Source organism: Nocardioides alkalitolerans, from assembly GCA_038184435.1.
Classification (GTDB): domain Bacteria; phylum Actinomycetota; class Actinomycetes; order Propionibacteriales; family Nocardioidaceae; genus Nocardioides; species Nocardioides alkalitolerans_A.
Genome location: CP116227.1, coordinates 1,414,460 through 1,429,823 on the forward strand (window position 1 = coordinate 1,414,460; position 15,364 = coordinate 1,429,823).

A 15,364-nucleotide genomic window follows, 5' to 3' on the forward strand; every position below is an offset into this window, starting at 1 on the left:
ATCAGAGGTACTGGCCCGTGTTGCTGACCGTGTCGATCGAGCGGCCGGGCTCGGTGCCCTGCTTGCCCGTGATGAGCGTGCGGATGAACACGATCCGCTCGCCCTTCTTGCCGGAGATCCGCGCCCAGTCGTCGGGGTTGGTCGTGTTGGGCAGGTCCTCGTTCTCCTTGAACTCGTCGACGCAGGCCTGCAGCAGGTGCTGCACGCGCAGCCCCTTCTGCTGGAGCTCGAGGAAGTCCTTGATGGCCATCTTCTTCGCCCGGTCGACGATGTTCTGGATCATCGCGCCCGAGTTGAAGTCCTTGAAGTACATGACCTCCTTGTCACCGTTCGCGTAGGTCACCTCGAGGAAGCGGTTCTCCTCGCTCTCGGTGTACATGCGCTCCACGGTGGCGCGGATCATCCCGTCGACGCAGGCCTGGCGGTCGCCGCCGAACTCGGCGAGGTCGTCGAGGTGCAGCGGCAGGTTGGTCGTCAGGTACTTGCTGAAGATGTCACGGGCCGACTCGGCGTCGGGGCGCTCGATCTTGATCTTCACGTCGAGCCGGCCCGGCCGCAGGATGGCCGGGTCGATCATGTCCTCACGGTTCGAGGCACCGATGACGAGCACGTTCTCCAGCGTCTCGACGCCGTCGATCTCGCTGAGCAGCTGCGGCACGATGGTGTTCTCGACGTCGGAGGAGACGCCCGAGCCGCGCGTGCGGAACAGCGAGTCCATCTCGTCGAAGAACACGATGACGGGCGTGCCCTGGCTGGCCTTCTCCCGCGCCCGCTGGAACACGAGGCGGATGTGGCGCTCGGTCTCGCCGACGTACTTGTTGAGGAGCTCGGGGCCCTTGATGTTGAGGAAGAACGCCCGCGCGTCGGAGTCCTCCCCCGTCTTCGCCGCGACCTTCTTGGCGAGCGAGTTGGCGACCGCCTTCGCGATGAGCGTCTTGCCGCAGCCAGGCGGACCGTAGAGCAGGATGCCCTTCGGCGGCTTCAGCTCGTGCTCGAGGAACAGGTCGGGGTGCAGGTAGGGCAACTCGACCGCGTCCTGGATCGCCTCGATCTGCGCGCCGAGGCCGCCGATCGACTCGTAGGCGATGTCGGGCACCTCCTCGAGCACCAGCTCCTCGACCTCGGACTTCGGCACCACCTCGTAGGCGTAGCCCGCCCGCGAGTCGAGGAGGAGCGAGTCACCGGCCCGCAGCGGGTGCCCGATGAGCGGCTCCGCGAGCCGCACGACGCGCTCCTCGTCGGCGTTGGCGATGACCAGCACGCGCTCGCCGTCGGCGAGCAGCTCCTTGTACATCACCACCTCGCCGACCTGCTCGAACTCGAACGCGGCGACGACGTTGAGCGCCTCGTTGAGCAGGACCTCCTGGCCCTTGCGCAGCGTCTCCACGTCGACGGCCGGGCTGACCGACACCCGCAGCTTCCGCCCGCCGGTGAAGATGTCGATCGTGTCGTCGTCGTTGCGCTGGAGGAAGACACCGAAGCCGGCCGGCGGCTGCGCCAGACGGTCGATCTCCTCCTTCATGCTGGTGATCTGGTCGCGGGCATCGCGCAGCGTGCTCGCGAGGCGCTCGTTCTGGCTCGTGACAGCAGCGAGCGAGCGCTGGGTGTCGGCGAGCCGGAGCTCGAGGCCGCGGTCGTCGGATGTCGACATGGTCGTCACCACCTCCTGAGGGTGATCCCGACCCTACTCGCGCGACGCGCCGATGGAAGGGAACCGGCCATCTGGTGATCCACCGGTGATCCACGAGTGATCGACGTCCCACCCGGCGGGCGCCCGCGCCCTCAGAGGTCGGGGCTCTCCAGCTCGATCCCCGGGGGCAGGTCGCCCGGCCGCGGACCGCTGTAGTCGGGACCGTAGGCGCCCGGCGCCGGGCGCCGCTTCTTGACCGGCGGCCGCTGGCCGGGGGCCATCCGCCGCGACGTCACCAGGAACGCCGTGTGCCCGATCATCTTGTGGCCCGGCCGAACCGCGAGGCCCTCGACGTGCCAGTCGCGCACGAGCGACTCCCACGCCTGCGGCTCGGTGAAGCCGCCGTGGGCACGGAGCGTCTCGACCACCCGGCTCAGCTGGGTCGTGGTCGCGACGTACGCGCAGACGATGCCGCCGGGGCTGAGCACGTCGGCCACCGCGTCGACGCACTCCCAGGGCGCGAGCATGTCGAGGATCACACGGTCGGCCCGCTCCCCGCGGCGCGGCAACTCCTCGGCGAGGTCGCCGAGGCGCAGCGTCCACGACGGGTGCGAGCCGCCCTCGGGAGCCCCGAAGAACTGGTGCACGTTGCGCCGCGCGACGTCGGCGAACTCCTCGCGCCGCTCGTAGCTCGTCACCGTGCCGTAGGGCCCGACCGCGCGCAGGAGGGAGCAGGTCAGGGCACCGGAGCCGACCCCGGCCTCGATGACGCGCGCGCCGGGGTAGATGTCGGCGAGGGCGACGATCTGGGCCGAGTCCTTCGGGTAGACGACCGCGGCGCCGCGCGGCATCGAGACCACGAACTCGGACAGCAGGGGACGGAAGACCAGGTACTCCCCGCCCGCCGACGAGGGGATCGTGAAGCCCTCCTCACGACCGATCAGGTCGTCGTGGTCGAGGTGCCCGCGGTTGCTGAAGAACCGCTTGCCGGCCTCGAGGCAGAAGTTGTGCCGGCGACCCTTCTGGTCGGTCAGGCGCACCCACTCCCCCTCGCGCAGCGGACCGCGGTGGACGCCCGACCAGGCCTCCGGGGGCACGTCGGGGGCGTCGGTCGCCGGGGCCGCGGCGGGGGCGTCGGTCTCGGGGGCTGCGTCGGACATGCGGCGCAGGTTATCGGTCGGCGGCCCGCAGGGCCCGATCGAGGTCACCGGCCGTCAGGACCCCGTACGGCGCGCCGTCGGCCCCGACGAGGAGGTACTCCGCCGCGGGGCGGCGCCGCAGCGCGTCGATGAGCTCCTCGCCGGCCACGTCGACCGGCAGCCGCAGGCCGGCCTCGAGCGTGCGGGCCACCGTCGAGACGGCCGCCCAGGGCCGGCGGTCGACGGGCATGCGGGCGAGCGCCGCCTCGCTGACGATCCCGACCGGCGACCCGTCGGGGGCGACGGTGACGATCCCCCCGGCCTCCTGCTCCTGCGCGCGGCGCACCGCCTCGGCGACCGACACGTCCGCCGGCACGAGGGCCACGCGCCGGGCGAGCGGCCGGGCGGCGAGCCGGGGCAGCCGCTGGCGCAGCCGCGCGTTGGCGATGACCGCGCTCGCCCCGGTCCAGAGGAAGGCCGCGACCACGCCCGCGAGCACGAAGTCGAGCAGACGGGGCTGGGTGTCGAGCACCGCGGCCAGCAGCAGGGGCCAGCCGAGCGAGAGCACGGCGACGACCCGACCGCTCCAGCCCGCGGCGATCGCGCCCCGGAGGGGATCGCCGGTGAGGCGCCAGACCCCGGCCTTCATCACCCGTCCGCCGTCGAGGGGCAGGCCCGGCACGAGGTTGAGGACGCCCACGAGGATGTTGGCCCCGGCGAGCGCCTCGACGGCCATGCGGAGCAGGCCTTCGGGCGTCACGAACCACAGCCCGACGGCGCCCAGACCGACCGCGATCGAGGTGAGCGGGCCGACGACGGCGATCACCAGCTCGTCGCGGGGCCGCCGCGCCTCCGTCTCCACGGCGGTCATCCCGCCGAGGAAGTGGAGGGTGATCGAGGTGACGCGGTAGCCGTAGTGGCGCGCGGCGACGGCGTGCGACGCCTCGTGGAGCAGCACCGAGAGGTAGAGCAGCACGGCGAACGCGACACCGGCGACGTACTTGCCCGCGCCGAGCCCCGGCTGCACCTGCTCGATGCGGGGCGCCAGGACGACGGCGATGAGCCCGGCCACGAGGAACCAGGAGCCCGAGACCAGCACGTCGCTGTCGGCGATGCGGCCGATGCGGACCGTGCCGCGGGGACGGGGAGCGCGGGGCGGCTCGTCGGTCGCGTCGCGGTCGGCTCGGTCCACGCGCCGAGGCTATCCGCCGGGCCCACGCGTGCACGTCGACGGTCGGGCCCCGTCCCGCCAGAGTCCTGCCAGAGTCCTGCCAGAGTCCTGCCAGAGTCCTGCCAGAGTCCTGCCGGAGGCCTGTCGGTGGCCTGTCCTAGGGTGACCCGCATGTCCTCCCCCGCCGACGCCGTCACGACGCTCGCCGCGTCGGAGGAGGTGCTCGGCACCCTGTCGCCCAGCCGGGCGGGCGACTTCCTGACCTGCCCGCTGCTCTACCGGTTCCGGCACGTGGACCGGCTGCCCGAGCGCCCCTCGCTCGACGCCGTGCGCGGCACGGTCGTCCACCGGGTGCTGGAGCTGCTCTTCGACCTCCCCGCGGTCGAGCGCACCCCGGAGCGGGCGGCGGGGATGGTCCCCGACGCGTGGGCCGAGGTGCGGGAGCGCGAGCCGGCCGTGGTGGCCGAGTTCGAGGCGACCGGCACCACCGAGGAGGCATGGCTCGGCACGTGCGGCACGGTGCTGGCGCGGTACTTCGCGCTGGAGGACCCGACGCGGCTGGAGCCGGCCGAGCGCGAGCTCTACGTGGAGACGCTCACCGACACCCGTCTGCTGCTGCGCGGCTTCGTCGACCGGCTCGACGTCGCGCCCGACGGCCAGCTGCGGGTGGTGGACTACAAGACGGGCCGCGCCCCCGGTGTGGGCTACGAGGGCCGGGCCCTGTTCCAGATGAAGTTCTACGCGCTCGTGCTGCAGCGCACGCGCGGCGTGCTCCCCGCGATGCTCCAGCTGATCTACCTCGGCAGCGGCGAGATCATCCGCTACGTCCCCGACGAGTCCGACCTGCGCGCGACCGAGCGCAAGGTCGAGGCGGTCTGGGAGGCGATCAGCACCGCGCGGGAGTCCGGCCGCTGGGAGCCGCGCCCCAGCAAGCTCTGCGGGTGGTGCTCCCACCAGGCGCTCTGCCCGGCGTACGGCGGGACTCCCCCGCCGCTGCCCGCTCCCCAGCCCGACCCCGAGCCCGCCTGACGCCAGAGCGTCAGGGGGCGCCCACCACGTGCGGGTCCGCCGCGACGATCTCGCCCGTCGCGATGCGTTCGGCGTGGTGGCAGGCGACCACGTGGTCGGCCGGCACGTCGGGCAGGTCGACGGCCCGGGGCAGGGGGCGTTCGTCGCGGCACCGGTCGGCCTGCACGAACGGGCACCGCGTGTGGAACCGGCACCCGCTGGGCGGGTCGGCCGGGGACGGCAGGTCGCCGCGGAGCAGGATGCGCTCGCGGCGGTCCTCCACCTCGGGGTCGGGCACCGGCACGGCCGACATCAGTCCTCGCGTATAGGGGTGCAGCGGACGGTCGTAGAGCTCGTCGGCGGCGGCCCGCTCGACGATGCCCCCGAGATACATCACCGCCACCTCGTCCGAGACGTGCCGGACGACGGCGAGGTCGTGGGCGATCACCAGGTAGGTGAGCCCCAGCTCGGCCTGCAGGTCGGCCAGCAGGTTGAGCACCTGGGCCTGGATCGACACGTCGAGCGCCGAGACCGGTTCGTCGGCGATGACCAGCCGCGGTCGCAGTGCCAGCGCCCGCGCGATGCCGATCCGCTGACGCTGGCCGCCGGAGAACTCGTGGGGGTAGCGGCGCCCCGCCGCCCGCGGCAGCCCGACCTGGTCAAGCAGCTCGGCCACCCGGTCACCGCCCGCCGGCAGCCCGTGGGCGCGCAGGGGCTCGGTCAGGATCGTCTCGACCGACTGCCGCGGGTTGAGGCTCGCCAACGGGTCCTGGAACACCATCTGGAGGTCGCGGCGGCGGCGCCGCAGCGCCTCCCCCTTCAGCGTGGCGAGGTCGGTGCCGTCGACCCGCACCTCGCCGCGCGTGACGGGCGCCAGCCGCAGGATCGCGCGGCCCAGGGTCGACTTGCCGCAGCCCGACTCGCCGACGAGACCCACGGTGCGCCCCGCCGGTACGGCGAGGTCGACGCCGTCGACGGCCCGGACCGTGCCCCGGCGCCCCCGCAGCGGGTAGTGCACGGCGAGGTCGCGCACGTCGAGCAGCACCTCGGTCGTCATCACAGCTCCTTCTCGCGGGGTGCCGGCGCCTCCACCGGGTGGAAGCACCGCCGACGGCGGTCCTCGTCGCCTGCCCCGACGGGGGGCTCCGGGCCGGGCTCCACGGCGGTCTCCAGCGTGGGGGACGACGTCCGGCACGCGTCGTCCGCACGGCCGCACCGCGGGCTGAAGGCGCACGCGTCGGTCCAGGGCACGGTCTGCGTGGGCGATCCGGGGATGGGCACGAGCGGCGTCCCGCGCGGGGTGTCGAGCCGCGGGATGCTGCCCAGCAGCCCCACCGTGTAGGGGTGCGCCGGTGCTGCGAAGAGCGGGCGGCGCGGGGCGGACTCGACGATCCGTCCGGCGTACATGACGTTGACCTCGTCGCACACCCCGGCGACCACGCCCAGGTCGTGGGTGATGAGGAGGAGCGCGGCGTCGCTGTCGGCGACGAGCGCGGCGAGGACGTCGAGCACCTGGGCCTGGATCGTGACGTCGAGGGCCGTGGTCGGCTCGTCGGCGATGAGCAGCCGCGGCTCGCAGGCCAGGGCGATCGCGATGAGGACGCGCTGGCGCATGCCACCGGAGAGCTGGTGGGGATACTCGTTGAGGCGCCGCACCGGATCGGGGATGCCGACCCGGGCGAGCAGGTCCGCGCAGCGCTCACGGCGCTCGCGGCGCGAGAGGTCGAAGTGGCGACGGAGCACCTCGTCGAGCTGGACCCCGATCGTCACGACCGGGTTGAGCGAGGTCATCGGGTCCTGGAACACCATGGCGATCTCGGGTCCGCGCAGGGCCTCGCGCTGCCGCTCCCCCAGGGTCAGCAGGTCCTGGCCCCGGTAGCGCACCTCGCCGGTCACCTCGACCCCGCGGCGGGGCAGCAGGCCCATGATCGCCAGCGACGTCACCGACTTCCCGCTGCCCGACTCGCCGACCAGGGCCACGTTGCGGCCCGCCGGCACGTCGAGGGAGACCTCGTCGACGGCCACGACGTCGTGGTCGCGGCTGTGGAAGCGCACCCGCAGGTCACGCACGGACAGGAGCGGCTCCTCGCCGGGTACGACGCGGGAGGCGTCCCCCGCGGGGGTCGGGGTCGGGTGGGTGGTCGGGCTCATGGGGGTCACCTCCGGGACCGGGGGTCGAGGGCCTCGCGGAGCGCCTCGCCGAGGAGGGTGAACCCCAGGGCGGTGACGGCGATCGCGATGCCGGGCAGGAGCGCGAGACGGGGCGCCTCGTCGAAGCGCTCCTGGGCGGCGACGAGCATGCGGCCCCACTCGGCGCTGGCCACCTCCGGCGTGCCGAGCCCCAGGTAGGACAGGGCGGCCACCTCGATGATCGCGGTGGCGAGGTTGAGCGTCGCCTGCACGATGGTGGGCCCGACGGAGTTGGGCAGCAGGTGGCTCATCACGATGCGGGAGCGGCGCAGCCCGAGCGCATTCGCCGCCAGCACGTAGTCGGCGCCCGCCTGGGCGAGCATCGAGCTGCGCAGCAGCCGCGCGAAGACCGGCACCTGGGCGGCGCCGATCGCGACGACGATCGCCGTGCCGCTCTTGCCGAGCACCGCGGCGATGCTGACGGCGAGGAGCAGGCTCGGCACCGCGAGCATGACGTCGACCAGCCGCATGATCGTGGCGTCGACCCACGCGCCGACGCGTCCGCCGACGGCTCCGGCGCCGCCCGCCAGGGCGCCCAGCGCGGCGCCGGCCAGGAGTCCGATGAGGGTGGAGACGACGCCGTACAGCAGGGAGGTGCGCGCGCCGTACAGGAGCTGGGTGGCCATGTCGGCGCCGTACCGGTCGAGCCCGAGCCAGTGCTCGGCCGACGGTCCGGGCACGTTCGTCGTGCTGACCTCGGAGGCCCACCGGGTGCTGGCGGGCTCGTAGGGGGTCAGCAGCGGCGCGGCGATCGCGACGAGCACGAAGAGGCCGATGATGGTCGCGCCGACCCAGGCGGTCGGGGTGCGGCGCAGGCGGCGCCACGTCGCGCGGCCGAGGCTGACCCCGGCCTCCTCGGGGGCGACGGGACCGACGGCGACCGGGTCGGCGCCGGTCGCGGACGGGACGGGCAGGCTCACGAAACCCTCACTCGGGGGTCGACGACGCCGTGGAGCACGTCGACCAGCAGGTTGATGAGGCAGTAGACGAGCGCGATGAACAGGATGAAGCCCTGCAGCACCGGGTAGTCGCGGTCGGTGATGGCGCTGAAGAGGTAGGACCCGATGCCGTTGAAGGAGAAGACCGTCTCCGTGAGGACGGCTCCCGAGAGCAGGAGGCCGGCCTGGAGGCCGATCGTCGTCATCACCGGCAGCAGGGCGTTGCGCAGCACGTGCCGCCGCGAGATGGTCCCGGCGGCCAGGCCCTTCGCCCGGGCCGTGCGCACGTGGTCCTCGTCGAGCACCTCCGCCACCGAGGCCCGCGTGATGCGCACGATGATGGCGAGCGGGATGGTGCCCAGGGCGATGCCGGGCAGCACCAGGTGCACCATCGCGTCCCACGCCGCGTCCCACTCCCCCGTGAGGACGCCGTCGAGCACGTAGAAGTTGGTCACGTGGGTGGCGTCCAGCCGCGGATCCTGCCGGAGCCCCGACGGCAGCCAGCCCAGCCAGCTCGCGAAGACCAGCTTGAGCAGGATGGCGAGGAAGAAGACCGGGGTGACGACCCCGAGGAGCGACCCCGAGACGACGGCGCTGTCGATGAGGCCACCGCGGTGCCGGGCTGCGAGGTAGCCCAGCGGGATCCCGAGCACCACGGCGAAGAGCAGCGCCGCCAGGGCGAGCTCGAGGGTCGCCGGGAAGTACTCCAGGAACGAGGTCGTCACGGGCCGCCCGGTCTGGATGGACGTCCCCAGGTCGCCGCGGAGCAGGGCGGCGACGTACACGCCGTACTGCTCGAGGACCGGCCGGTCGAAGCCGTAGATCTCGTTGACGCGGGCGACGCCGGCGTCCGTGGCGCGCTCCCCGAGGAGGGCCCGGGCGGGATCCCCGGGGAGCGCACGCACCCACGCGAACAGCAGCACGGACAACCCGACCAGCACGGGCACCATGAGGAGCAGTCGCCGGGCGATGAAGCGGAGCATGGTCGCGGGCGGTCAGTCGGTGATCTCGACCATGTTCCAGACCTCGTCCTGCACCGGGCTCGCCTCGTAGCCCTCCACGTTGTCGGCGAACGCCAGGGACGGCACCGGGCTCGCGAGCGGGACGCCGGGCAGGAACTCCATGACGTCGCGGTTGACCTGCTCGTAGAGGGGTCGCTGCTCGTCCGTGGTGGTGAGGGCGCGGGGCGCCGCCACCTCCGCGAAGAGCTCCGGGTTGTCGAAGCCCCACTCGAGGCTCTGCTGGCCGAAGAAGACGCCGAGGAAGTTGTCCGGGTCGTCGTAGTCGCCGGTCCAGCCGAGCAGGTGGATCCCGTGGTCGGGGGTGTTCTGCACCTGCTCCAGGTAGTCCGTCCACTCCGCGGCGACGGGCTCGACCGTCAGGCCCACCGCCTCCAGCTGGCTGCGCACGATGTTGAACGTGTCGTCCGGCTGCGGCATGTAGGGCCGGCTGATGTTCGTGGGGTAGTTGAACGTGATCGTCGTGCCGGCGACACCGGCCTCCTCCAGCAGCTGCCGCGCCAGCTCCGGGTCGTACTCGTAGGTGGGCACGTCCGCGGCGTACCCGTCGACGAGCTCCGGGACGAACTGGTCGGCCGGCTGCGTGCCGTCCGGCATCGAGGCCGAGATGACGGCCTCCTTGTCGATCGCGTGCGCGATGGCCTGGCGCACCCGGACGTCGTCGAACGGGGCCTGCGCCTGGTTGAAGGCGAGGTAGAGGATGTTGAACGCCGGCCGGTTCTCGATGGTGAAGCCCTCGTCGGCCAGCGACTCCACGTCGGCCGGCCCGACCAGGTCGAAGCCGTCGATCTCGCCGTTGCGGAGCGCCTCGGCGCGGCCGCGGGCGGTGTCGATCTCGACGATGACGACCTCGTCGACCTGGGCGGCCTCGCCCCAGTAGTCGTCGTAGGGCGTCAGGCGCACCTCGCCGCTGCCCTGGTTCCACGACGCGAACTCGAACGGGCCCGTGCCGGTCGGGTGCTCCGTGCCGTAGGCCGAGGTCAGCACCGACGGGGACTCGTCGTCCTGGTGCTCCTCCAGCGCCGTCGGGCTCTGCATCGCGAAGGCGGGCAGCGACATGGCGGCGATGAAGCCGGCGAACGGCGCGTCGAGCGTGATCGTGGCCGTCAGCTCGTCGTCGGCGGAGCACCCGGCGTAGATCGCGCTGTCGGCCGTCGCCCCGGTGGCGAAGCCGCGGAACAGCTTGCCGTAGTAGTACGCCTTGTCGTCCGTCTGGTTGACCTCCGGGGTGGCGGACCACCGGTCGAAGTTCGCGCACACGGCCTCGGCGTCGAACGGGGTGCCGTCGTGGAACGTGACCCCGTCCTTCAGGTCGAACGTGTAGGAGAGCCCGTCCTCGGACTGGGTCCACGACTCGGCGAGCAGCGGCGCCGGCTCGACCGTGCCCGGCTCCGTGCCGACCAGGCCCTCGTAGATCTGCCTGGTGACCCGGAAGGTCTCGCCGTCGGAGGCGTAGAAGGGATCCAGGGTCTTCGGTGCGGCGGAGGCGGCGAACACGAAGGTGTTCTCCTTGCCGTCCCGCTCGCTCTCCACACAACCGGCCAGGACCGAGCCGACGAGCAGCACCGCTGCCACGCCCGCGCCGGTCCGACGAATGCTCGTCGAACGCACGTCTCACCTCACGACATCACCTCTGCCGACCCGATTCGGCAGAGCGTCCGCGCAAGTTAGCCCCCCGGACGGGCCCGCGTCACCAGCAGGAGGTGTCCGGGGAGGTCGCGAAACGGCAACGATCGTGCGTCACGGACGGACGAGGGCCCACAGCCCGGCCGCGTCGAGGCCCGCCAGGCTCGTCGCCTGCACGTGGCCCGGCCCCTCCGGCACGGGCACGTGGTGGGGCACCGCCAGCGTCCGGCAGCCGGCCGCGACCGCCGAGGCGACGCCCGTCGAGGAGTCCTCGATCGCGACGCAGTCGCCCGGCTCCACCCCGAGCAGCCACGCGGCCCGCAGGTACGGCGCGGGGTGCGGCTTGCCGTGCTCGACCTCGTCCCCGGTGACGACCGCCTCGAAGCTGCCCTCCTCGAGGGCCGCCACGACGGGCTCGGCGAAGCGCCGGTACGACATCGTGACGAGCGCGCACGGGATCCCGGAGCGCCGCAGGTCGGCGAGGAGCTCCCGCGCGCCGGGCCGCCACGGGATCTCCTCGGTGATGCGGGCGACCACGCCGTCGAGCAGCTCCTCCACGACCTCCGCCGCGGTCTGCTCGAGCCCCATCCGGGTGCGGATGTACTCGCCGGAGACCAGGAGGTCGTTCCCGACGAGCTGCAGCGCGTCGTCGGTGGTCCAGGTCGCGCCGTACCGCTCCGCCATGGCGAACTCGGTCTCGATCCAGTAGGGCTCGGTGTCGACGAGCGTGCCGTCCATGTCCCACAGGACCGCGGCAGGACGTTCTCCCGCGCTCATCCTCAGTCCTCCGGGTCGTAGCCGAGGTTGGCCGACAGCCAGCGCTCGGCCTCGGGGATGCTCCAGCCCTTGCGCGCGGCGTAGTCCTCGACCTGGTCGCGGCCGACGCGGCCGACGACGAAGTACTGCGACTCGGGGTGCGCGAAGTACCACCCCGACACCGCGGCGCCGGGCCACATGGCCATCGACTCGGTGAGCGTGATCCCGGTCGTGGCCTCGACGTCGAGGAGCTCCCAGAGCGTCAGCTTCTCGGTGTGCTCGGGGCACGCCGGGTAGCCGGGCGCCGGGCGGATGCCCGAGTAGCGCTCCGCGATGAGGTCCTCGTTGGTGAGCTGCTCGTCGTCGACGTGGCCCCAGTACTCGGTGCGCACCCGCTGGTGGAGCCGCTCGGCGAAGGCCTCCGCGAGCCGGTCGGCCAACGCCTCGATGAGGATCGCGTTGTAGTCGTCGAGGTCGTCCTTGTAGGCCTTGACGCGCTCCTCGAGCCCGATGCCGGCCGTGACGGCGAACGCACCGACGTGGTCGGGCAGCCCCGTCCCCTCGGGCGCGACGAAGTCGGCCAGCGACCGGTTGGGCACGCCCTCGCGGTGCTCGCCCTGCTGGCGCAGGTGGTGCAGCACCGCGAGCTCGGTCGTGCGGGTCTCGTCGGTGAACAGCACCGTGTCGTCGCCGCGTCCGGCCGCCGGGAAGAAGCCCAGCACGCCGCGGGCGGTCAGCCACTTCTCCTCGATGATCCGCCCGAGCATCGCCTGGGCGTCGTCCCAGAGCCGGCGCGCGGCCTCGCTGCTCGCCGGGTTGTTGAGGATGTCGGGGAAGCGCCCCTTCATCTCCCAGGCGTTGAAGAACGGCTGCCAGTCGATGAACTCGACCAGCTCGGCGATCGGGTAGTCCTCGAGCACGTGGACGCCCGGCCGCGCCGGGGCGACGGGGGTGAACGACGACCAGTCCAGCGGCGTACGGCGGGCGCGTGCGTCCTCCAGCGGCAGCAGCTTGCGCTCCTGCTTGCCGGCGTGACGGGTGCGCAGCGCGTCGTAGTCGGTCTTGACCTCGCCGAGCAGCTTGTCCCGACCGGTCGGGTGCAGCAGTGCGGCCGCGACCGGCACGGACCGGGAGGCGTCCTTGACCCAGACGACGGGACCGTCGTAGCGCGGGTCGACCTTGACGGCGGTGTGGGCGCGCGAGGTCGTCGCGCCGCCGATGAGCAGCGGGATGTCGAGGCCCTGGCGCTGCATCTCGGCCGCGAAGCCGACCATCTCGTCGAGGCTCGGCGTGATGAGCCCCGACAGGCCGATGATGTCGGCCTGGTGCTCCTTCGCCGCGTCGAGGATCTTCTGGGCCGGCACCATGACGCCGAGGTCGATGACCTCGTAGTTGTTGCAGGCCAGCACCACGCCGACGATGTTCTTGCCGATGTCGTGGACGTCGCCCTTGACGGTGGCCATCACGATCGTGCCGTTGGTGTCCTTGGTCGCCGCCAGGGCGGGGTCGTTGGCCTTCTCCTCCTCGATGAAGGGGATGAGGTAGGCCACCGCCTTCTTCATGACGCGGGCGCTCTTCACCACCTGCGGGAGGAACATCTTGCCCGCGCCGAAGAGGTCGCCGACGACGTTCATGCCGTCCATCAGCGGGCCCTCGATGACCTCGATCGGGCGGCCGCCACGATCGGCGATGAGCTGGCGCAGCTCCTCGGTGTCGGCCTCGACGTGGGCGTCGATGCCCTTCACCAGGGCGTGCGTGATCCGCTCCCCGACCGGGAGCGAGCGCCACTCGTCGACGGCCGCCTCGGCGACCTCGCCGGAGCCGCGGTACTCCTCGGCGATCTCCAGCAGGCGCTCGGTGGCGTCCGGCCGCCGGTTGAGCACGACGTCCTCGATGCGCTCGCGGAGCCGCTCGTCGACCTGGTCGTAGACCACCAGCGCGCCGGCGTTGACGATGCCCATGTCGAGGCCGGCGCGGATCGCGTGGAACAGGAAGACCGCGTGGATGGCCTCGCGCACGGGGTTGTTGCCTCGGAACGAGAAGGAGACGTTGGAGATGCCACCGGAGACGTGGGCGCCGGGCAGGTTCTCGCGGATCCAGCGGACGGCCTCGATGAAGTCGACGCCGTAGGTCGCGTGCTCCTCGATGCCCGTGGCGACGGCGAAGACGTTGGGGTCGAAGATGATGTCGTCGGGGTCGAAGCCGACCTCGTCGACGAGGATCCGGTAGGCCCGCGAGCAGATCTCCTTGCGCCGCTCGAGGGTGTCGGCCTGGCCGTCCTCGTCGAAGGCCATGACGACGGCGGCCGCACCGTAGCGACGGACCAGGCGCGCGTGGTGGCGGAACGCCTCCTCGCCCTCCTTCATGGAGATCGAGTTGACGATCGCGCGGCCCTGCACGCACTTGAGCCCCGCCTCGATGACCTCCCACTTCGACGAGTCGACCATGAGGGGCACCCGGCTGATGTCGGGCTCGGAGGCGACGAGCTTGAGGAAGCGGTCCATCGCCGCGACGCCGTCGAGCATGCCCTCGTCCATGTTCACGTCGACGACCTGGGCGCCGCTCTCGACCTGCTGGGCGGCCACGGACAGCGCGGTGTCGTAGTCGCCGTCCTTGATGAGCTTCTTGAACCGCGCCGAGCCCGTGACGTTGGTGCGCTCGCCCACGTTGACGAAGAGGCTGTCCTCGTCGACCACGAGGGGCTCGAGGCCGGAGAGCCGCAGCGCGGGGCGCGGCGTCGGCACCTCGCGCGGGGTGCTGCCGGCGACCGCGCGCGCGATCGCGCCGATGTGGGCCGGGGTCGTGCCGCAGCAACCGCCGACCAGGTTGACGAGGCCCGCCTCCGCGAACTCCGCGACGATGGCGGCGGTCTCCTCGGCGGCCTCGTCGTACTCGCCGAAGGCGTTGGGCAGGCCGGCGTTCGGGTACGCCGAGACGAAGGTGCCCGCCACCCGCGAGAGATCGGCGAGGAACGGCCGCATCTCCTTCGCGCCGAGGGCGCAGTTGAGCCCCACGAGGAGGGGCTGGGCGTGCTTGACCGAGTACCAGAACGCCTCGGTGGTCTGCCCGGACAGCGTGCGCCCCGAGGCGTCGGTGATGGTGCCGGAGATGATGACGGGCCACCGACGGCCGAGCTCCTCGAAGACCGTCTCGACCGCGAAGATCGCCGCCTTCGCGTTCAGCGTGTCGAAGATGGTCTCGATGATGATGATGTCGGAGCCGCCGTCGAGCAGACCGTGCGTGGCGGTCGTGTACGCCGCGACCAGCTCGTCCCACGTGACGTTGCGCGCACCGGGGTCGTTGACGTCGGGGCTGATCGACGCGGTCCGCGTGGTCGGGCCGAGCGCGCCGGCGACGTAGCGCGGGCGGTCGGGCGTCGCGCACGCGTCGGCGGCAGCGCGGGCGAGCCGCGCCGACTCCAGGTTGAGCTCGTAGGCGAGCTCCTGCATCCCGTAGTCGGACAACGAGATCGCGTTCGCGTTGAACGTGTTGGTCTCGATGATGTCGGCGCCGGCCTCGAGGTACTCCCGGTGGATGCCCTCGATGATGTCCGGCTGCGTCAGCGTCAGCAGGTCGTTGTTGCCGACGAGGTCGCTGGGCCAGTCGGCGAAGCGCTCGCCCCGGTAGCCCGCCTCGTCGGGACGGTCGCGCTGGATCGCCGTACCCATGGCTCCGTCGATGACGAGGATGCGCTCCCGCAGGGCGCGCGTGAGCTCGGCGGTGCTGTCGGGGCGGTGCTGACGGTCCGGCACGTGGTCCACCTTCCTCCTCGCTGTCCGGTTCGCGGACACCTGTGTCAGATCGTGACACTCGGCGCGACGCGACCGAAATCCGCGCGCACCCCTCGGCGGTACCCGATCCGCGGCCCCGGGAGCGCGGACTAGGCT

At 72.3% G+C, this 15,364-nt stretch carries 11 protein-coding genes; 1 reads left to right on the forward strand and 10 read right to left on the reverse strand.

Annotation, left to right across the window (positions count from 1 at the left end):
• Window position 1 precedes the first annotated feature (1 nt).
• The 3 genes from arc to PIR53_06830 all read right to left on the reverse strand — a co-directional run bounded on the left by arc (window position 2) and on the right by PIR53_06830 (window position 3,961).
• On the reverse strand, window positions 2-1,651 hold the full coding sequence (arc, locus tag PIR53_06820; GenBank protein WZH53701.1) for a proteasome ATPase: 1,650 nt from the start codon (window positions 1,649-1,651) through the stop codon (window positions 2-4).
• Between the two features lie 131 nt (window positions 1,652-1,782).
• Window positions 1,783-2,790, reverse strand: a complete 1,008-nt coding sequence (locus PIR53_06825; protein WZH53702.1) for a tRNA (adenine-N1)-methyltransferase — start codon at window positions 2,788-2,790, stop codon at window positions 1,783-1,785.
• Window positions 2,791-2,800: 10 nt separating this feature from the next.
• Window positions 2,801-3,961, reverse strand: coding sequence for a M50 family metallopeptidase (locus PIR53_06830; protein ID WZH53703.1), 1,161 nt, complete (start codon window positions 3,959-3,961; stop codon window positions 2,801-2,803).
• 150 nt (window positions 3,962-4,111) lie between these two features.
• On the opposite strand from PIR53_06830, the gene PIR53_06835 reads away from it, so the two are divergent.
• Complete coding sequence (locus PIR53_06835) at window positions 4,112-4,969, forward strand: PD-(D/E)XK nuclease family protein (GenBank protein WZH53704.1); 858 nt, start codon at window positions 4,112-4,114, stop codon at window positions 4,967-4,969.
• A 10-nt stretch (window positions 4,970-4,979) separates the two neighbouring features.
• Here the strand turns inward: PIR53_06835 and PIR53_06840 are convergent, their stop codons facing one another.
• The 7 genes from PIR53_06840 to metH all read right to left on the reverse strand — a co-directional run bounded on the left by PIR53_06840 (window position 4,980) and on the right by metH (window position 15,238).
• Complete coding sequence (locus PIR53_06840; protein ID WZH53705.1) at window positions 4,980-6,005, reverse strand: ATP-binding cassette domain-containing protein; 1,026 nt, start codon at window positions 6,003-6,005, stop codon at window positions 4,980-4,982.
• Complete coding sequence (locus PIR53_06845; protein ID WZH53706.1) at window positions 6,005-7,099, reverse strand: ABC transporter ATP-binding protein; 1,095 nt, start codon at window positions 7,097-7,099, stop codon at window positions 6,005-6,007. The genes PIR53_06840 and PIR53_06845 overlap by 1 nt, the downstream gene beginning before the upstream one ends.
• Window positions 7,100-7,104: 5 nt before the next feature.
• Window positions 7,105-8,058: an ABC transporter permease gene (locus tag PIR53_06850; protein WZH53707.1), complete on the reverse strand. Its 954-nt coding sequence runs from the start codon at window positions 8,056-8,058 to the stop codon at window positions 7,105-7,107.
• Window positions 8,055-9,059 (reverse strand): ABC transporter permease, encoded by a 1,005-nt coding sequence (locus PIR53_06855; protein ID WZH53708.1) that lies wholly within the window; start codon window positions 9,057-9,059, stop codon window positions 8,055-8,057. The genes PIR53_06850 and PIR53_06855 overlap by 4 nt, the downstream gene beginning before the upstream one ends.
• Before the next feature lie 12 nt (window positions 9,060-9,071).
• Entirely contained in the window at window positions 9,072-10,706 is a 1,635-nt protein-coding gene (locus PIR53_06860) for an ABC transporter substrate-binding protein (GenBank protein ID WZH53709.1), read from the reverse strand.
• Window positions 10,707-10,835: 129 nt separating this feature from the next.
• Window positions 10,836-11,498, reverse strand: a complete 663-nt coding sequence (locus PIR53_06865; GenBank protein WZH53710.1) for an HAD family phosphatase — start codon at window positions 11,496-11,498, stop codon at window positions 10,836-10,838.
• A gap of 2 nt (window positions 11,499-11,500) precedes the next feature.
• Window positions 11,501-15,238 carry a methionine synthase gene (gene metH, locus PIR53_06870; protein ID WZH53711.1) on the reverse strand — a complete coding sequence of 1,246 codons (3,738 nt, stop codon included), beginning with the start codon at window positions 15,236-15,238 and terminating at the stop codon, window positions 11,501-11,503.
• Window positions 15,239-15,364: the final 126 nt, after the last annotated feature.